This is a genomic window from Methylomonas sp. MgM2, assembly GCF_054172045.1.
In genome coordinates, this window is record NZ_JBSYXO010000052.1 from 1 (window position 1) to 18,663 (window position 18,663).

General features: G+C 50.3%; 16 protein-coding genes. 11 read left to right on the forward strand and 5 right to left on the reverse strand.

The genetic code is table 11. The features are described 5' to 3' along the window. On the forward strand, window positions 1–640 hold a 640-nt coding region (locus tag ACW73I_RS21545), incomplete at its 5' end, for an IS3 family transposase (protein ID WP_458031563.1). 227 nt (window positions 641–867) lie between these two features. Here ACW73I_RS21545 and ACW73I_RS21550 read toward each other — a convergent pair. Beyond that, window positions 868–2,733 carry a hypothetical protein gene (locus ACW73I_RS21550; protein WP_458031564.1) on the reverse strand — a complete coding sequence of 622 codons (1,866 nt, stop codon included), beginning with the start codon at window positions 2,731–2,733 and terminating at the stop codon, window positions 868–870. A 419-nt stretch (window positions 2,734–3,152) separates the two neighbouring features. Between ACW73I_RS21550 and ACW73I_RS21555 the strand changes: the two genes are divergently transcribed. From ACW73I_RS21555 to ACW73I_RS21595, 9 genes are all read left to right on the forward strand, one after another. Continuing rightward, the gene (locus ACW73I_RS21555; protein ID WP_458031565.1) at window positions 3,153–5,960 is read left to right on the forward strand and encodes a valine--tRNA ligase; all 2,808 of its coding nucleotides are present in this window, start codon (window positions 3,153–3,155) and stop codon (window positions 5,958–5,960) included. Further along, window positions 5,960–7,399: an HDOD domain-containing protein gene (locus ACW73I_RS21560; protein ID WP_458031566.1), complete on the forward strand. Its 1,440-nt coding sequence runs from the start codon at window positions 5,960–5,962 to the stop codon at window positions 7,397–7,399. The genes ACW73I_RS21555 and ACW73I_RS21560 overlap by 1 nt, the downstream gene beginning before the upstream one ends. Window positions 7,400–7,408: 9 nt before the next feature. Continuing rightward, complete coding sequence (locus ACW73I_RS21565; protein ID WP_458031567.1) at window positions 7,409–8,200, forward strand: response regulator; 792 nt, start codon at window positions 7,409–7,411, stop codon at window positions 8,198–8,200. 91 nt (window positions 8,201–8,291) lie between these two features. Then, entirely contained in the window at window positions 8,292–10,001 is a 1,710-nt protein-coding gene (gene pilB, locus ACW73I_RS21570; RefSeq protein WP_458031568.1) for a type IV-A pilus assembly ATPase PilB, read from the forward strand. A 3-nt stretch (window positions 10,002–10,004) separates the two neighbouring features. After that, window positions 10,005–11,228 carry a type II secretion system F family protein gene (locus ACW73I_RS21575; protein WP_458031569.1) on the forward strand — a complete coding sequence of 408 codons (1,224 nt, stop codon included), beginning with the start codon at window positions 10,005–10,007 and terminating at the stop codon, window positions 11,226–11,228. 82 nt (window positions 11,229–11,310) lie between these two features. Further along, on the forward strand, window positions 11,311–12,174 hold the full coding sequence (locus ACW73I_RS21580) for a prepilin peptidase (protein WP_458031570.1): 864 nt from the start codon (window positions 11,311–11,313) through the stop codon (window positions 12,172–12,174). Between the two features lie 3 nt (window positions 12,175–12,177). Further along, the gene (coaE, locus tag ACW73I_RS21585) at window positions 12,178–12,789 is read left to right on the forward strand and encodes a dephospho-CoA kinase (RefSeq protein WP_458031571.1); all 612 of its coding nucleotides are present in this window, start codon (window positions 12,178–12,180) and stop codon (window positions 12,787–12,789) included. Then, window positions 12,786–13,556 (forward strand): cell division protein ZapD, encoded by a 771-nt coding sequence (gene zapD / locus ACW73I_RS21590; RefSeq protein ID WP_458031572.1) that lies wholly within the window; start codon window positions 12,786–12,788, stop codon window positions 13,554–13,556. The genes coaE and zapD overlap by 4 nt, the downstream gene beginning before the upstream one ends. Then, window positions 13,556–13,747, forward strand: a complete 192-nt coding sequence (locus tag ACW73I_RS21595) for a DNA gyrase inhibitor YacG (RefSeq protein ID WP_458031573.1) — start codon at window positions 13,556–13,558, stop codon at window positions 13,745–13,747. The genes zapD and ACW73I_RS21595 overlap by 1 nt, the downstream gene beginning before the upstream one ends. Window positions 13,748–13,751: 4 nt before the next feature. Here ACW73I_RS21595 and ACW73I_RS21600 read toward each other — a convergent pair whose 3' ends face one another. Genes ACW73I_RS21600 through ACW73I_RS21615 form a run of 4 tightly spaced genes read right to left on the reverse strand, consistent with a single transcriptional unit; the run spans window position 13,752 to window position 17,194 of the window. Further along, window positions 13,752–14,687 (reverse strand): Nudix family hydrolase, encoded by a 936-nt coding sequence (locus tag ACW73I_RS21600; protein ID WP_458031574.1) that lies wholly within the window; start codon window positions 14,685–14,687, stop codon window positions 13,752–13,754. Between the two features lie 6 nt (window positions 14,688–14,693). Continuing rightward, the gene (gene argJ / locus ACW73I_RS21605) at window positions 14,694–15,908 is read right to left on the reverse strand and encodes a bifunctional glutamate N-acetyltransferase/amino-acid acetyltransferase ArgJ (RefSeq protein WP_458031575.1); all 1,215 of its coding nucleotides are present in this window, start codon (window positions 15,906–15,908) and stop codon (window positions 14,694–14,696) included. A 21-nt stretch (window positions 15,909–15,929) separates the two neighbouring features. Continuing rightward, window positions 15,930–16,154 carry a sulfurtransferase TusA family protein gene (locus ACW73I_RS21610; RefSeq protein ID WP_458031576.1) on the reverse strand — a complete coding sequence of 75 codons (225 nt, stop codon included), beginning with the start codon at window positions 16,152–16,154 and terminating at the stop codon, window positions 15,930–15,932. After that, on the reverse strand, window positions 16,151–17,194 hold the full coding sequence (locus ACW73I_RS21615) for a tRNA (5-methylaminomethyl-2-thiouridylate)-methyltransferase (RefSeq protein ID WP_458031577.1): 1,044 nt from the start codon (window positions 17,192–17,194) through the stop codon (window positions 16,151–16,153). The genes ACW73I_RS21610 and ACW73I_RS21615 overlap by 4 nt, the downstream gene beginning before the upstream one ends. 128 nt (window positions 17,195–17,322) lie before the next feature. Here ACW73I_RS21615 and ACW73I_RS21620 point away from each other — a divergent pair, with 128 nt between their 5' ends. Further along, a complete protein-coding gene (locus ACW73I_RS21620; protein ID WP_458031578.1) occupies window positions 17,323–18,480 on the forward strand; it encodes a PilT/PilU family type 4a pilus ATPase in 1,158 nt (385 codons plus the stop codon). Window positions 18,481–18,663 lie beyond the last annotated feature (183 nt).

Genomic DNA, 18,663 nt, shown 5'->3' on the forward strand with positions numbered 1-18,663 from the left:
TACTGTTGGCCGTTTTAAAACGCGGCGACTCATGCGAGAGCTGAAATTGCAGGTACGCTATCCCAAGCGGTTTAAAGTCACGACCGACAGCAATCACAATGAAGCCATTTCGCCCAATCGATTGGATCGGCAGTTTCAAGTGTCTAAGCCGAACCAGGTGTGGACAACGGATATCACTTATGTCTGGACACTACAGGGTTGGCTTTATGTGGCCGTGGTCATTGATCTCTTTTCTCGCCAAGTCGTTGGCTGGGCAATGGATGATCACATGCGTACGTCGCTTTGTGTCAACGCCTTGCAAATGGCCTTCTGGCGACGTAAACCGCCACCCGGTTTATTGCATCATTCCGACCGGGGCAGCCAATATGCGAGCCGAGAATATCGTCAACATTTGGCTGTAATGAAGATGGAGCAGAGCATGAGCCGAAAAGGTAATTGCTGGGATAACTCGCCGACCGAACGTTTTTTTCGCAGCTTGAAGCATGAGCAGCTCAACTACGAAAAATTCAAAACTCAAGGAGCCGCGAAACTGAGCGTGATTGATTATTTGGCTTTTTACAACGGCCGCCGATCTCACTCAATATTGGATTATCAATCTCCCATCGAATTCGAGCGGGAATTTTATAGTAACACTGCCTGAGTAGGTGTCCGGTTTTTGTTGACCATTACAATGCTCCCCCGAAAAGAGTGGAGGAAATGCACAAAGGCCCGCAATCCACATAGCAGGGCCAAGGAATGATTTTTGGCAAAATGCGTAAGTCGTCGGTCCCATATGGCTAACGTCGCAAATAACCGGGCAAATGAAGCGCAGCGGAATTTGTGATCCGTGTTAATTTGCTTTGTTATGCGCTCGCCTTATTTTAAGGTTTAGTCGTCAAAAAAAGATTCCAGAGCCAAACGTAAAGGGGAGGAGCTTGGCAATTGCCTAGCTATATCAGTAGCTCTGCCTGGATCAATTTCTTTTAAAAGCGCTGCGTTCCGATGAACAGTATTCTCGGCAACACCTGTAACGTTTGCACTAGCCAACAGCGCTTCGAATGCCTCCCGATCGGCACTCATTTCTAAGGCCTGGATAGCTCTCTTCAGAACAATGTCTCCTTCTGTATTGATCATCGACAGAAGGTCTTTGCTAGCCGGCTCGAACCGGTAATCTGAGAACACTTCAACAGCCGATCGGCGCACAAGTACATTCGGATGTGATAGAAGTTCTTTAACGCGCATAAGAGAATTATCTGTATTCGCTAAGGCGAGCAAAGGGACTACATCTATCAAAGCGGCGACATCATACGTTTCCTTTTTGGAAGCCTCGACGAGAACGTTTCCAAGTTTCTCCATTAAAATATTGTTCTGGCTATGACAAATATTAACAAGGGCCTTTACAATTTGATTGTATAAATGGGACGAACGCCGCTCATACACTTCTAGCCCATCCTTACACATTGGTTTTATTGAAAAGAAATCTTTATTCCCGCCACCTGAGTATGCTCGCCAGCACTCTTCAGATAGAACGCCACCGGGTACTGGAATTCCGTTAAGCACGAAGCCATAGGACTGCACGGGGACACGCTGTGAGTTGCCAAGGATGGCTTCATGCAGGTTTTTCGTAACGTACTTGAAAGCCTCTTCTGGAGATGTTCCTAATTCCTTAAGCTTTGCTTCTTGTTTATCATTATCAGCAAAAATCGTTAGAGATGCTGCTAAATTCCCATTGTAATAATGGTTCTTTTTGTGAATTGAATCGATTCCATCTAGGACACGCAAAGCAGCAGGCCTCGTAAAACGAGGTGGTGTCGAGTCACCAAATTTAGCGTAGACGTTCCTGTTACTCCGGCCACCGAGATATTTTGCTATAAAAACCGGTTCGGAATAGGACACGAATTGTTCTGTGTTGTAATGATGCTTCACAGCCAATGTGACTTTGTAAAGTCCGGGTGGTTCTGAGTCGGCAACCCGAATGTCTATGCGATAGACGTCGCTTTGCCCGGCTGGATATGTAAATACTTTTCCATAGAACAGTGGATAACTGGTTTGCTCTCGTTTCAGCAGTGCAATGTCTTGGTATGGTTCGAGTGCAGGAAGGAACTCTCCGGCATTAGATGGAGGCAAGTCACCTGTGCTGATCAGCTCAATAGTGATGCTATCGACAACGCTTGTTGTCTGTCCAAAGTTAGTTACCACAAAATTTACCGCAACTTCGCCCTCCGGTATAATTACGATGGACTTACGGGTCTTTGGGGGCTTCAGAGTCGGTACTCGAAAATCATGAAATTCATACGCGAGAGAAAGCCCTCCTTCGTGTGTGAACGAATGTGAAGGTGTTTCCTTTGGGAGTGTATCGTCACCACTAGTGGTTCGAATGAAGTATACGTGTTCTGTTTTGTCTATTCCAACTCTGACGTTTGGCTTCTCGGGTGTCGCAACCCAATGCGCCGGACTATAGAAATAAACGATTACAAAAACGGCCAAAGCGCCGCCAGCACGGACCGCTAACTCTTTGTTACGCGTTAAATCTAGCTGAAGAAATCCCGGGACCACCGCGGCGATACCAGCTACAGCTATAGCTATGACGATACGAAATATCTCGAATTGCGTTTGCGTTGGTCTGGGTATGTAGACGGCAAGTACTAGCAAAATGCTGACGAACGTCACGCCGAAGACAAATGATAGTATTAATGTAAGTCGACTTTGGTCGGTTTTCTTGCTCCGTGGATTTCGCTTACGAGTAGTCGCCATTTATAAACTCCGGAAAAAAGTTTTCGTTGTAAGCGAGAAAAGCCATCTCGTATTCGATCGGGCGATTCAAACTGATTTGGGATTCACGTCCATTTTCGTCCTTAGAAATATACCCGTTTCTTGTCCGCGCATAACGGGTCAGATAAGGAGCGCCTAAGCGACTGCTTGATCTGATTGATGGCGTTACGTTTGATCGTGTATTTCGTTTGGTCACGCTCGCGCTCCTTATCTGACCCGATGGCTCCGCGGAGCGGAGCCATCAAGTAATTATCTGGTTTCTGTATATCCCGCTAGACTGGATGATATACGGTTTCTTTCTATCCTAACAACAACTTTCCGCCTCCCCTTAAACCCTACCCCCTTAGCGATTTGCGGTTAAAATAGCCTTTTGTTTAAACGTAAGCCGATCCGACGACGACATGGACAAGACCTATTCCCCGCACGCTATCGAACAACGCTGGTATCAACTTTGGGAACAGAGCGGTTATTTCGCCGCCGATCGTGATGCTGAATCCTATTGCATCATGATTCCGCCGCCCAACGTCACCGGCAGCTTGCACATGGGGCATGCGTTTCAGGACACCATCATGGATGCCCTGACCCGCTACCACCGCATGAAGGGCTGCAACGCGCTGTGGCAGCCGGGCACCGACCATGCCGGCATCGCCACGCAAATGGTAGTCGAGCGCTTGATCAACGCCGACGGCAAGACCCGCCACGACTACGGCCGCGACGCCTTCATCGAAAAGGTCTGGGAATGGAAGGAACAGTCCGGCGGCACCATTACCCGCCAGTTGCGGCGCATGGGCTCGTCGCTGGATTGGGACAAGGAACGCTTCACGATGGACGAAGGCATGTCGGCGGCGGTGCAGGAAGTGTTCATCAAACTGTACGAAGAAGGCCTGATCTATCGCGGCAAGCGCCTGGTGAACTGGGACCCGGTGTTGCACACCGCCGTGTCCGATCTGGAGGTGTTGTCGGAAGAAGAAGCCGGCTCGATGTGGCACATGCGCTATCCGCTGTCCAACGGTACCGGGCATTTGATCGTCGCGACGACCCGACCGGAAACCATGCTGGGCGACGCGGCGGTGGCGGTGCACCCGGACGACGAGCGTTACAAGCATTTGATCGGCGAACTGGTGGAACTGCCGTTGACCGGCCGCTTGATTCCGATCATCGCCGACGAATACGTCGATCCCGAATTCGGCACCGGCTGCGTGAAGATCACGCCGGCCCACGATTTCAACGATTACGAGGTCTGGATGCGCCACAAGCAGATGTCTGCGATCGCCGATTTGCCGCACGGCGGCTTGATCAATATCTTCACGGCGGACGCCGCTGTACGCGGCAACGACGACGGTTTCGACATCATCCCGGCAGCCTATGTCGGCCTGGACCGCTTCGAGGCGCGGAAAAAAATCGTGGCCGACCTCGACGCCCAAGGCTTGCTGGAAAAAATCGCCGACCATAAATTGATGGTGCCGCGCGGCGACCGCACCGGCGCGGTGATCGAGCCGTTCTTGACCAATCAGTGGTACGTCAAAATCGCGCCGTTGGCCAAACCGGCCATCGAAGCAGTCGAGACCGGCGCGATCAAGTTCGTGCCGGACAACTGGAAAAACACTTATTTCGAATGGATGCGCAATATCCAGGATTGGTGCATCTCGCGGCAAATCTGGTGGGGCCACCGCATCCCGGCCTGGTACGACGACAAAGGCAATACCTACGTCGCTCATTCCGAACAGGAAGTGCGCGAGCAACACGGCCTGGCCGCCGACTATCCCTTGTATCAGGACGAAGACGTGCTCGATACCTGGTTTTCGTCCGCGTTGTGGCCGTTCTCGACCCTGGGTTGGCCGGATAAGACTCCGGAGTTGGCCGCGCATTATCCGACCAGCGTATTGGTAACCGGTTTCGACATCATCTTCTTCTGGGTGGCCAGGATGATCATGATGGGCCTAAAATTCATGGGCGACGTGCCGTTCAAGGAAGTCTACATCCACGGTCTGGTGCGCGACGCCGAAGGCCAGAAAATGTCCAAATCCAAGGGCAACGTGCTCGACCCCATCGACATCATCGACGGCATAGAGCTGGAAGCCTTGGTCGAAAAACGCGTGTCCGGCATGATGCAGCCGCATCTGGCCAAGAAAATCGAACAGGCCACCCGCAAGCAATTTCCGGACGGCATTCCGTCCTACGGCACCGACGCCTTGCGTTTTACCTTTGCCTCGCTGGCCTCGACCGGCCGCGACATCCGCTTCGATTTGCAACGCACCGAAGGCTACCGCAACTTCTGCAACAAGCTGTGGAACGCCGCCCGCTACGTGCTGATGAACACCGAGGGCCAGGACAACGGCGTCGATTGCGCCGAATGCAGTTATAGCCAGGCCGATCTGTGGATATTGTCGCGTCTGAACCGAACCATCAAGACGACAAGCGAAGCGATCGACAGCTACCGTTTCGACTTGGCGGCGCAGGCGATTTACGAATTCACCTGGAACGAATACTGCGACTGGTATCTGGAGCTGGCGAAAATCTCGCTGCAAAGCGACGACGCGCTGTTGCAGCGCGGCACCCGGCAGACGCTGGTTCGAGTGTTGGAAACCGTGTTGCGCCTGGCGCATCCGATCATGCCGTTCATCACCGAGGAAATCTGGCAGCGGGTTGGCCCCTTGGCCGGCGTGACAGCCGCAACCATCATGCTGCAGCCATATCCTGAAAGTGATCACGATGCTGTAAACTCCGACGCTGAAAGCCAAATTCAATGGACGATGGATTTCATTCTCGGCATCCGCCGTATCCGGGGCGAAATGAACATCGCGCCGGGCAAGCCGTTGAACGTATTGCTGCAAAACGGTTCGGAAATCGACCGCGCCAACTTGGCCGGCAGCGAGGTTTACCTATTGAAACTGGGCCGCCTGGAAAGCATCACCTGGCTGGACGAAGGCGATAGCGCGCCGGAATCGGCGATCGCGCTGGTCGGCGATATGAAAATCTTGATCCCGATGGCCGGCCTGATCGATAAGGAAGCGGAACTGGCGAGGCTGGACAAGGAAATCCAGCGCATCGAAAAAGAGTTGCCGCGTATAGAAGGCAAACTTAGCAACGCGGCCTTCGTCGAAAAAGCGCCGCCGGCCGTGATAGCCAAGGAACGTGAAAAACTGGCCGGCCTGCAGTCGTCATTGAACAGCCTTAACGAGCAGTTCGCTAAAATCAAAGCAATTTAATGAGCCCTACTCAACCTTTGCAGCGCACTGAGACCATTGAAGAATGGACCGAATTGCTGCGGGTTGAGGAATTGCCCATTTTTTCCAATACGGCACAAAAACTCTACGCCTCTTTGGACGACAAGAAAAAGGGGGCCCTGGAATTGGCATCCATCATTCTGCAAGATCCTAATTTAACAACCAAGTTGTTAAAAATCGCCAATAGCCCTTATTACAATCCGGCGAGGCAGAAAATCAGTACCGTATCGCGCGCGATTGTGATCCTCGGCCTGGAAATGATCAGGGAGTTGACTTTAGCGTGTTCCTTTTTCGAATCCATTTTGTCTTCCGCCGATAAAGACAGGGCGAACAAGGAAATTGCAGTGGCGATTCATTCGGCCGTACAAGCGCGCGAATTAGCAATTGCGATGGGCGATAAATCCCCCGAAGAAGTTTTTGTCGCTGCGCTGCTGCATAATATCGGACACATCGCGTTTTGGTGCTCAAGCAACCGGAAAATCGTTGAAATTCACGAACTGATTAGGCGCTGCAACTTAAACGGACAGGAAGCCGAAAAGAATGTGTTGGGTTTTAGTCTGGCCGATTTAGGAAAAAAGCTAAGCAAGTCCTGGCACCTAGGCGGCTTAATCGACGAAGCGATTAAGTATCCTGATTCACAAGATAAGCGTATTCAGACCGTACGCATGGGCGAGCTAGTTTGCGACGCGATAGTCCAAGGCTGGGATTCGGAAGCAATGGAGGAATGCCTTAAAAAATTAAACAAATTCAGCGAGCAGCCAATTGAATCTCTTAAGGCCAAAATAAAGGCAAATATCAGCAAGGCCGCCAATTTCGCTCAGCAATTCGGCGCGCATGAAGCTTCTCGCTATATCAGTCCGCAAAGCGGCTTTTCGGCGCCAAAACCGGTTGAAGAGGAGCATCCTGATAAAAAACAAATACAGTTCCAGATTCTGCAAGACATTACCAGCCATATCAGCGGCAACATCGACCTGAACGTTTTATTTGAGATGGTTCTGGAAGGCATACACCGAGGCTTAGAAATGGACCGTACCATGTTCATGCTACTGGCTTCCGACAAAAAGTCGCTGAATGAGAAGATTTCGCTGGGTTGGCAAAAAAGCGGCAACGTTGACAAAATCCGTATTCTGAACAGTGAGTTAAGCGACAACTTACTGTTTCACGCTTTAAGTCAATCCGATGGGTGCTGGTTTAAACCTAGCCAACACGCCGCACTCTATACCAATCAAGTCGAAAACAATTTTGGGCGATACGAGTGTTTCGCGTTTTCGATTCAAGTTGAGCATAAGCCCATCGGCCTGATTTATTGCGATCGCGCCGTTAATAACGGAACGCTAACGATAGAAGAATTTTCGATAGCCAAGCATTTTGCCAATCAGGCACAGATTGGTCTAACCTTGTATCGGATAAAAACTCAATAACTTACGAATGTGAAAAAACTTGCCGATCTGGATGTCTTCTTAGTCGAACCCTCCCATACTCAGCAACTTATCATCACCCAACATTTGCAGGAATGCGGGATAAGGTCCGTTTCTAGTATTAATAGCGGCGCCGAAATGCTGGCGCTTTATGAAAGGGCAAAGCCTGACTTGATCATAAGCAGCATGTATTTGCCCGACATGACAGGTATAGATCTGATACGTGAAGTCCGGAATGATGTTAACTCTTACGATATCGCTTTTATATTGATTTCCAGCGAATCCAATATTAAATATTTGGAACCTATACGGCAGGCCGGCGCCATCGCGATATTACCTAAGCCATTCCAACAACAAGAGCTTGAAACGGCTCTTGTTGCTTCGCTCGACTATTTAAGTCCGCAAATGGCTAATCTTGCGCATTTTGATATTGAAGATGTCCATGTACTGCTGGTTGACGATAGCGAATTTTCCCGAAAGTTCATCAAGCGCGTTTTAACCAATATAGGTATCGGACATATCAGTTGTGCGGATAGTGCCAGGCAGGCTTTAGACCTATATCAACGGCATTTCTTTGATCTAGTGATAACGGATTTCAATATGCCGGAAATGGATGGAATCCAATTGGTTGAGGCGATCCGGGGCGACGGCCGACAAATTTCGACCGTACCCATTCTGATGGTGACTAGCGAGCAAAATCAGAATCGTTTGGCGGCCATTGAGAAGGCCGGCGTCTCAGCGGTTTTGGATAAACCGTTCGAACCGGCGTCAATCAAACGTTTGATTACTCGACTACTCAGTTAGCGTCGTTTCCGCTGTATCCGCATAGCGGCAACTATGGACAAAATACTTTATTCATCTATAGTTGCAACACAACTAAAAGAAATTACTTCACATGCCGACAGCACCCTCCAACATTCATTTCAGCGGCTTGGCGAAATGCTTAATCCAAAAAGCTTTGCTCACTGAGGAACTCGCCTCCTCCGCTTTGCGAGAAGCCCAAAAAAACAAACAATCTTTCGTTTCTTACTTGGTCAACAATAATTATCTAGACAGTCGTACCATTGCGACTGTCGCATCGACCGAGTTCGGAGTGCCTTTGCTCGATTTGGATGCAGTCGATTTAAGCGTTGTTCCCATTAAGTTGGTTAGCGAAAAACTCATTCGTCAACATCATGCCTTACCATTATTTAAGCGGGGTAACCGGCTTTTTTTAGCGACTGCCGATCCGACCAATTTTCAGGCACTGGATGAAATAAAATTCCATACTCGCCTCAACACCGAAAATATTTTGGTCGAAGCGGATAAATTAAGCAGGACCATCGATTCAGCCTTGGAGGCTGCCGATACCTCCATGGTTAATCTTCTGGATGAAGACCTGGAAAATATCGATATATCCAGCGGCGAAGAACAAGCCGTTCAGGAAAGCACTTCGGACATCGACGATGCGCCTATCGTACGTTTTGTAAACAAAATCTTGCTGGATTCAATCAAAAAAGGGGCTTCCGATATTCATCTGGAGCCTTTCGAGAAAAAATTCCGCATCCGTTTCCGCGCCGATGGCATATTGTCTGAGATTGCCAGCCCTCCGGTCGGCATCGCTAACCGCATTATTTCCAGACTCAAGGTCATGTCGAGAATGGATATCGCCGAACGGCGCGTGCCTCAGGATGGCCGAATCAAAATGCAACTATCCAAGAATCGAGCGATCGATTTTCGGGTAAATACCTGTCCAACCTTGTTCGGTGAGAAAGTCGTATTACGCATACTCGATCCCACAAGCGCGCAGATCGGCATCGAAAAACTCGGTTTCGAGCCGATTCAGCAACAACTGTTTTTGGGCGCCATTAACAAGCCCTACGGCATGGTATTGGTGACCGGACCGACCGGTAGCGGTAAAACGGTGTCGCTTTATACCGGTCTCAATCTTCTTAATAGTATTGAACGTAACATTTCAACGGCCGAAGACCCCGTGGAAATTACCGTAGAAGGTATTAACCAGGTGAATGTCAATCCCAAAGCCGGATTAACCTTCGCCGAGGCATTGCGGGCCTTCTTACGACAAGACCCGGATGTCATTATGGTGGGCGAGATCCGGGATCTGGAGACTGCGAGTATTGCTGTTAAAGCGGCACAAACCGGCCACTTGGTATTATCGACCTTGCATACTAACGATGCTCCGCAGACCATCAACCGTTTGGTGCAAATGGGGATTGAGCCCTTCAACATCGTCTCCGCCGTTATTTTGATTATGGCGCAGCGTTTAGCGCGCCGCCTGTGCGAGCATTGCAAGAAGGAATCCGATTTTCCGGAAAACATCTGGTTATCGGCCGGTTTTAAACGTGAAGATATCGGTACGTTCACAATTTACGAACCGGTCGGTTGCGAGCATTGCAATAACGGCTATAAAGGACGGGTGGGCATTTACCAAGTGTTACCGATCAGCGAAAAAATGCGCGCTTTGATTTTGCGGGGCGGTAACGCAATGGAGATGGCTGAATTGGCAAAAGCCGAGGGCGTCAACGACCTACGTGCCTCCGGCTTACTGAAAGTTCGCCAGGGCATAACGTCCCTGGAAGAAATTGACCGCGTTACCAAGGAATAAATTATGGCCAAACAACAAGTAGACCAAATAGACTTTCTATGGGAAGGGTTAGATAAGCAAAGCAAAAAATCAAGCGGCATGATCGCCGCCAAGAGTGAGATTGTTGCTCGCAGTGAACTGCGGAAAATGGGTATTAGAGTGGTTAAAATTAAGCCAAAACCCAAGCCGTTGTTTGGCGCCAAAGTTCAAAAAATCACTAGCGGCGATATTGCGGTGTTTGCCCGACAATTAGCGACCATGCTGGAAGCAGGTGTGCCCTTGGTGCAGTCTTTCGACATTATCGGCAAGGGGCACGACAATCCCAGCATGTCTGAAATGTTATTGGCAATTAAAGCCGACATCGAAGGGGGCGATACCCTGGCCCAGGCTTTGGGAAAACGTCCGGTTTATTTCGATGATTTGTTCTGTAACCTGGTACATGCCGGCGAACAAGCAGGTGTGTTGGAAGGTTTGTTGGACAAAATTGCAACGTATAAAGAAAAAACCGAGTCCATCAAGAAGAAAGTCAAAAAAGCGTTGACCTATCCGATCGCAGTGCTAGTCGTAGCCTTCATCGTTACAGCCATTTTATTGATTTTTGTGGTGCCGGTATTCGAAGACTTGTTCCAAAGCTTTGGAGCCGATCTGCCGGCATTCACCAAGTTTGTCATCGGTCTGTCGGAATGGGTGCAGGAATGGTGGTGGGCGGTAGTGGGGGCAATAGGTATAGCCGGTTTTACCTTTAGTTATTTCAAAAAACGTTCCCGACCGTTCAATCATTTCCTTGATAGAACTTTATTGAAAATTCCCGTCGTTGGCATGATTTTGGAAAAATCCGCGATTGCCCGTTTTGCCCGAACTTTATCAACCATGTCTGCCGCCGGCGTTCCGTTAGTTGAAGCCTTGGTGTCTGTCGCAGGCGCATGCGGTAATATTATCTTTTACGATGGCGTCATGAGGATGCGTGACGACGTCGCAACCGGCCAGCAATTGCAGTTTTCAATGCTGCAAACCGGGTTGTTTCCGAATATGGTCGTACAGATGGTGGCGATTGGCGAGGAGTCCGGTGCAATAGATAGCATGCTGGATAAAGTTGCCGATTTTTTCGAGGAAGAAGTCGACAACTTGGTTGACAATCTCAGCAGCCTGATGGAGCCCATCATCATGTCGATATTAGGCGTATTAGTAGGGGGCTTGATCATCGCGATGTATTTACCAATCTTCAAGCTGGGTGCGGCGGTTGGATAAACCTACCCTCAACTGCAGCGAGAGCGATGCCGAATAACTATTTTTTAGAACGTTTTAATAACGCTTACATTTTTCGTAACTTATGTTACAGACTTTGCAACAATCTCCAACACTGCTAGTTAGCCTGGTTTTCGTTCTAGGACTGATGGTGGGCAGTTTCTTGAACGTGCTTATATACCGGTTGCCGGTCATGCTGCAAAGCAGTTGGCGTAGAGACTGTCAGGAGTATTTACAGCTTCCGGCGGAGCAATCGGCAGAGTCTTTCAATCTGTTATGGCCGGGTTCCCGTTGCCCGGTTTGCAAGACCGAGATCAAGGCATATCAAAACATACCCTTATTGAGCTATCTATTTTTGCGCGGAAGATGTGCTTATTGCGCTACCCGCATCCCGTTACGCTATCCGATTGTAGAAGGGCTTTCCGGCATATGCTCCGCGTTGATCGCTTGGCATTTCGGTTACGGCATGCCCGCGCTGTTTGCCTTGCTGATGACCTGGAGCTTAATCGCCTTAAGTTTTATAGACATCGATCACCAGCTGCTGCCTGATAACATTACGCTACCGATGTTATGGTTAGGGCTATTCTTAAGCCTGTTTTCGATCTATACCGATAGTCACTCCAGCATTATCGGGGCAAGCGCCGGATACTTAAGCTTGTGGGCGATCTATCATCTGTTTAAGTTGCTGACAGGCAAGGAAGGCATGGGTTACGGCGATTTTAAGCTTTTAGCGTTGCTCGGTGCCTGGCTGGGCTGGCAATACCTGCCTTTGATCATTCTGCTGTCGTCTTTGGTTGGGGCCGTCGCCGGCGTCAGTCTGGTCGTCTTTCGACAACACGATGCGGGCAGGCCGATTCCATTCGGTCCGTATTTGGCTGCCGCCGGATGGTTGGCGATGATTTGGGGTGACGATATTAATCGTATGTACCTGAATAGTATCGGGTTTTAAACCGTGTTCAAAGTAGGATTAACCGGGGGAATCGGCTGCGGCAAATCCACCGTAAGTCAATTATTTGCCGATATCGGTGTTCCTATCATCGATGCCGACGTAATTGCGCGACAATTGGTCGAACCGGGCCGATACGCGCTCGAAAAACTCGCTATGAAATTCGGAAGCACCATCCTCAACGCGGATGGCTCCCTGAACCGAAAAGAACTTAGGTTCAGAGCGTTTTCAAATCCAAAAATCAAGCAACAACTGGATGAGATTATGCATCCTTTGATATACGACGAAATTCAAGCCCAAGCAGCGCAGTTGCGAAGCCCTTATTGCATCATCGTGATTCCATTGCTGTTGGAAACGCAAAAAAGATATACCGTAGACCGGGTGCTTGTCGTCGACTGCCCTTTGGAAATACAGTTACAAAGAGTGCTCGAAAGAGACGATATCGATCAAGCGCAGGCGCAGGCGATTATCGCTGCGCAAGTCGGCAGACAGCAACGCCTAGCCAACGCCGACGACGTTATCGATAATTCGGAACATCGGGCAAACCTTGCAGAACAAGTTAAAAGCCTGCACAATTTATATCTTTTACTTGCTACCGATAGGACGACTTCGGTTTGAATACACAAACGACCTACGAATTCCCGCTTAACGAACGGATTCGGGTATTGATGCGCCTGGAACAATTGTTTGTTCAGCTTGACCATTTTGTGGCTGGTACTTCGGTGTTCGACAAACGGGCAGCGATAAATACCTTATTGGACATTCTGACTATTTTTAGCCGCGGCGACCTGAAGTCGGAACTGATTAAAGAACTCGAGCGGCACGCTAAAGTCCTGGGTCAGCTCAGCAACAGCCAGGATGTCGACAATAAGAAATTGCAAGAAGTTTTGTCCGAACTAGGAAAAGCCAGCCGAAATCTCTATAACTCAAGCGGAAAAGTGGGCGCCAGTGTGATGGAGAGCGGTTTGTTTCAGAGCATCTCCCAGCGCAGCAGCATTCCGGGCGGCAGTTGTTCCTTCGACTTACCGGCCTTCCATTATTGGTTGGAACAAGACCAGGCCGAGCAGCAAAGAGATTTGCAAAATTGGACACAACCTTTCAAGGATATTCGGATAGCGATCAATCTAATACTCGGTTTCATTCGACAGAGCAGCGTTCCCAAACAAGAGATTGCGCCGGCCGGTTTCTTTCAATTAGCGCTAGATAAAGCCCATCCCGTGCAGTTGCTGAGAGTGAGTGTGCCGTCGTCGCTGCATTGTTTTGCTGAAATCAGCGGCGGCAAGCACCGATTTAGCATTCGTTTTATGGAACCTTCCAAGGATGAAAATCGGCCATCGCAAACAAACGACGACATTCCCTTTACATTGGCTCGTTGTGCTGTTTGATGGATAATTCCGAATTAACGGTGGCCTGTCCAACCTGCAAGAAACCCGTACCATGGATCGTAGAACAGCGTTTCAAACCGTTTTGCAGCCATCGCTGCAAATTGATCGATTTAGGCGACTGGGCAACCGAAACCTACAAAATTCAGGGCGAGTCCGCGCAGCCTGTTTTCGACTCGGATAGCGATCGCTGATAAATTAATTCGGCCCTAAAAAGGCGCTGATACCGGCAATGCCTTGCCCGCCGGCGTTTACGACGCGGCCGATATCGTCCAGTTTCAAGCCGCCTAAGCCGAATACCGGTAGATTCGTTTGCTCGACTAAGCTAGCCATCGCCTCCCAACCTAAGGGTTGGATATTCGGATGGGTGGGTGTCGAAAGTATCGGCGCTAAAACGGCGAAATCCACGCCGATGTTTTCGGCGTGTCTTAGTTCTTTCAAATTGTGGCAAGACGCCCCGACCCAATCGTGCTTTGCCGGCCGCCTGCCGGAGATCATCAAGGCGCGGCTGCTTAGATGAATGCCGTCGGCTTTGACATCGAACAAAGGCAAATCGGAATTGATTAACAGCCGGATGCCGTGTTGGTCGCAAGCGGTTTGAACGACGCGGTATATCGCATGGATTTCCTTCGGCGGCAGGGATTTAACACGCAATTGCAGCAAGCTGACCCCGTGCCGGATGATTTTGCTCAAATTATCCAAGACCTGCCCGGTATTGTGGCCTTCCAAAATCGCGTAGCGATCGGGCAAGCGTGCGGCGGCGATGATGGGCCGATTTGCGGCGGGGAAGGTGAATGCCGCTAGCTGCTCGGGTTCGACCCAGCGCAAATCCTGGCTTTCCTGGGCTGTCGCTACGCCGTCGAATTTGCTGACCGACCAGACGTCCAACAGCACTTGCATATCGGGATAGCGGTGCCTGACCTTGATCAAGGGCCGGGCGCTACGCACTTCTATGCCGACTTCTTCGAGGAGTTCCCTTTCCAAGGCCTGCAACACGGTCTCGCCGGCTTCCAATTTTCCGCCGGGAAATTCCCACAAGCCGCCTTGATGAACGTGGTCGGCGCGCTGAGTTAGTAGAATTTTACCCTGCTCATCGCGTACAACGCCAACGGCGACATGCAATGCGGTGTCCATGACCATTTAGGTGCGATATTCGGCGTTGATACGCACGTAATCGTAAGAAAAATCGCAAGTCAGCACTTCTTCGCGGGTTTCGCCTCGGCCCAGGCGGACAGTGACGGTAATCTCCTCCTGGTCCATGACGCGCTGCCCGTCTTGCTCGGTATATCCGGATGAGCGCCCGCCGTTTTCGACGATGCACACGGTGCCCAGATAAATTTCGATCTTATCCAATTCCAAGTCCTCCAAGCCGGCGCGACCGACCGCCGCCAATATCCGTCCCCAATTCGGATCGCTGGCAAAAAAGGCGGTTTTAACCAAGGGGGAGTGCGCTATCGTCTTGGCGACCCGTAGCGCCTCGGCGCGGCTCCCGGCCTGCTCGACAACGATACGTATCAGCTTAGTGGCGCCTTCGCCATCGCGAATGATTAATTCCGCCAGGCGTTTGCAAACCTTGGTCACAGCATGAGTAAATGTCTCATATTCCGGCGTATCGGCCAGGATTTCCGGCGCGCCGCTGCAAGCGCTGGCCATCAACACGCAAGCGTCATTGGTCGATGTGTCGCCGTCCACGCTGATGCGATTGAACGATGTTTCGACGGCAGCCGACAAACACTGTTGCAACAAATCTTGCTTGATCGCAGCATCGGTCGCTATGAAACCCAGCATGGTGGCCATGTTGGGCTGTATCATGCCGGCACCCTTGGATATGCCGGTGATCGTCACGGCGTGGCCGGCAATATCGATGACCATGGAGGCGCCCTTGGCAACGGTGTCGGTCGTCATGATGGCGCGTGCGGCCTTATCCCAATTGCTCTCGTCCAAATTAGCAACCGCTTTCGGCAATGACGCAGTCAACTTGTCCACCGGTAACGGTTCGCCGATGACTCCCGTGGAAAAAGGCATGACTTGTTGTGCGATGCCGTCGACTTCGGCCGCTAACGCCGCGCAACAGGCGAACGCGTCTTGAAATCCCTGCTTGCCGGTCCCTGCATTCGCATTACCGGAATTAATCAACAGCCAAAGCGGATCTAACGCCAAGTGTTCACGAGCAATCAAAACCGGAGCGGCGCAAAAGACGTTTTGCGTGAACACCGCCGCGCAGCTACCCCTTTCGGCCATTTCGATGATCAGAATATCATCGCGTTCGTGTTGTTTGATGCCTGCATTGCATGTGCCGAGTCTGATACCTTTGACCGGGCGCATCACTGGAAAATCACAGTTTCCGACTGCCATTTCTATACCTGTTCATATAAATTAAACTACTTCCAAAACGATTACATATTCGCCATTTTCGGCTTTCGTTTCCAGTACTTTGTGGCCGTTGATGCGGCACCAGGCGGGAATATCCTGCATAACTCCCGGATCGGTACATTCCACCGTCAAAACGTCGCCCGATTGCAAGGTCTTGACTTTATCCTGAGTTCGAATGACCGGTAGCGGGCAAAGCAATCGCCGCGCGTTCAAAACTTCCCGGCTCATACAAACCACTCCTGCTCGATTTGATCGGCAGCCAATGGTTGGACTTGGATCCGGCGCTCTATTCCGTCGCGGCCGCGAATTGTAATATCGACCCGTTCAGCGTCTCGACCTTGACCGTAACGCGCGGTGATTTGACCGGCCAAATGCAGATCTTCTTCGCTCGGGCTACCGTCGATCAACACCAACGGTCCTCGATGACTGGCGCAGTTCATACTGATAAACTCTTTCTTGTAACCGCTCATGAAGCGCGCTTCGCCTTCCTCGCGGGCGATCACCAATTTAAAATTCGGTTTGGGGCGAATATGCCGCCCGACTTTCAACAGCATCACGTCATCCAATTCGTAATCCTTGCTGCCGCGAGCCTGCCATAAATCCACCAGCTTTTTGGAGTAAGCCTCGTCGGTTAAAAAGCAGCAACCGCCGGCGGGTTGAGCATAATCGCTGAATCCGAATTGCTTGGCCAGCGCCATTTGCGGTTTCCGGGAACGGCCGCTGAAACCGTACAATTTTTCCCGGCTGATCCAGCCTGCCCGTTCCGGCAAGGTCGCAGGCAGATTCCGAGCGCAGAGCGGCCTGACCAATAAATCATCCGCTCCGGATTCCTCGGCGACGATGGGCATGGTTTGCTTTCGTTGCGACATCGGACGTTGACCGATGACCTCGCCGGTAATGATGAAATCGAAACCGTTTTCCTGCATCCACTGCTTGGCTTTGTTGACCATGAAAATCTTGCAATCCAGACACGGATTCATATTGGCGCCGTAACCGTGTTTCGGATTGATCAGCACTTGCTTGTATTCTTCAATAATATCAACGATATGTAATTTAATACCCAATTGCTCTGCGACCCACAGCGAATTGTTGCGCTTAGGCTTATCGGCGTCTTGCTTGCGAATGGCGTGCGTGTGGCCTTCGACACAAAATCCGGTAAAAAAATTAATGCCCTCGACGTGTATGCCTTGTTCCATGATGACTTTAGTGGCCAGCATGGAATCCAAGCCGCCTGAAATCAGCGCGACCGCTTTTCGTTGTTGACTCATGACTGCGAAAAAACTGTACCTTAATCCAAATCCTTATTATACGTCATAGCCTTGCTTACCGACTTCAACTCATCGCACTCTTACTCTAAACTTGGTTTTGACTTTAAACAAATACTGACGGCGGACTTATGGAATTAAACGATTATTTGAAAATATTGGTGGAACATGACGGATCCGACCTTTATTTGACGGTCAATGCGCCGCCCGCGGCCAAGTTTCACGGCCAACTGAAGCCGCTGGAGAACGTCAAGCTGACCAACGAGCGTTTGAAACAAATCGCCAACAGCATCATGGATGAGGATCAGCGCGCGCAATTCGAGCACGTGCCGGAAATGAACCTGGCCATCGCCGAATCCGGCATTGGCCGATTCCGGGTCAATATTTTCAAGCAGCGCAATAGTTATGCATTAGTGATACGCAACATCAAGGTCGATATTCCTAATGCCGATGCCTTGGGCCTGCCGGCGATCTTGAAAGAAAAAATCATGGAAAAGCGCGGCCTGATTCTGTTTGTCGGCGGTACAGGGTCCGGCAAATCGACTTCGTTGGCGGCCTTGATCGATCATCGTAACAGCAACTCGTCGGGCCATATCATCACCATCGAAGACCCTATCGAATATGTGCATCCGCACAAAAAGTCGCTGGTCAATCAGCGGGAAGTCGGAGTCGATACGCTGTGCTATGAGGACGCCCTGAAAAATACCTTGCGCCAAGCGCCGGACGTGATTTTGATCGGCGAAATCCGCAGTCAGGAAACCATGGAGCATGCCCTGGCCTTCGCCGAGACCGGCCATTTGTGTTTGTCTACGCTGCATGCCAACAATGCCAACCAGGCATTGGATAGAATCATCAATTTCTTTCCCGAAGAGCGCCGCAATCAATTGTTATTGGACTTGTCTTTAAATTTACAAGCCTTCGTTTCGCAGCGCCTCGTGCCTACGGTAGACGGGAAACGCGTAGCGGCGATCGAAATCCTGCTTGGAACCAAACTGGTTAGCGACTTGATTCAGAAAGGCGATGTGCATTCGATCAAAGAGGTTATGGAAAAGTCGGAAAACCTCGGCATGCAAACCTTCGACAGTCATTTGATGAAGCTTTATAAAAGCGGCGTCATTTCCTTGGAAGAAGCCCTGCGCAATTCCGATTCGCCGAACAACCTGAAATTAAAGATTAATCTCAGCGAAGGATTGGGTTCGGCTACGGCCCCGAAATCCGATAGCAGGCTGGGTTCTTTGTCTCTGGAAGCCATCAGCAAGAAAGATGAGGAATCTGACGAGGGACATTAATCTGCATTTATTTGTTCATAGAACTTTAGACCGAGTAAGTACATAACGTCACGTTGATTCGTTGGCCGTGATTAATTACAGCGGTTTGTACGTCGCAGAACGACCCCTATGTGTAGTTCGAAACTATGTCAAGATTGTTGATACCGCCTGAATGAAAGATAGAATTCACCTTGGTTATGGCCA

Coding starts and splice junctions, on each gene's coding strand:
- ACW73I_RS21550 (WP_458031564.1), bottom strand. CDS start 2,733: ATGGCGACTACTCGTAAGCGAAATCCACGGAGCAAGAAAACCGACCAA.
- ACW73I_RS21555 (WP_458031565.1), top strand. CDS start 3,153: ATGGACAAGACCTATTCCCCGCACGCTATCGAACAACGCTGGTATCAA.
- ACW73I_RS21560 (WP_458031566.1), top strand. CDS start 5,960: ATGAGCCCTACTCAACCTTTGCAGCGCACTGAGACCATTGAAGAATGG.
- pilB (WP_458031568.1), top strand. CDS start 8,292: ATGCCGACAGCACCCTCCAACATTCATTTCAGCGGCTTGGCGAAATGC.
- ACW73I_RS21575 (WP_458031569.1), top strand. CDS start 10,005: ATGGCCAAACAACAAGTAGACCAAATAGACTTTCTATGGGAAGGGTTA.
- ACW73I_RS21580 (WP_458031570.1), top strand. CDS start 11,311: ATGTTACAGACTTTGCAACAATCTCCAACACTGCTAGTTAGCCTGGTT.
- ACW73I_RS21595 (WP_458031573.1), top strand. CDS start 13,556: ATGGATAATTCCGAATTAACGGTGGCCTGTCCAACCTGCAAGAAACCC.
- ACW73I_RS21600 (WP_458031574.1), bottom strand. CDS start 14,687: ATGGACACCGCATTGCATGTCGCCGTTGGCGTTGTACGCGATGAGCAG.
- argJ (WP_458031575.1), bottom strand. CDS start 15,908: ATGGCAGTCGGAAACTGTGATTTTCCAGTGATGCGCCCGGTCAAAGGT.
- ACW73I_RS21610 (WP_458031576.1), bottom strand. CDS start 16,154: ATGAGCCGGGAAGTTTTGAACGCGCGGCGATTGCTTTGCCCGCTACCG.
- ACW73I_RS21615 (WP_458031577.1), bottom strand. CDS start 17,194: ATGAGTCAACAACGAAAAGCGGTCGCGCTGATTTCAGGCGGCTTGGAT.
- ACW73I_RS21620 (WP_458031578.1), top strand. CDS start 17,323: ATGGAATTAAACGATTATTTGAAAATATTGGTGGAACATGACGGATCC.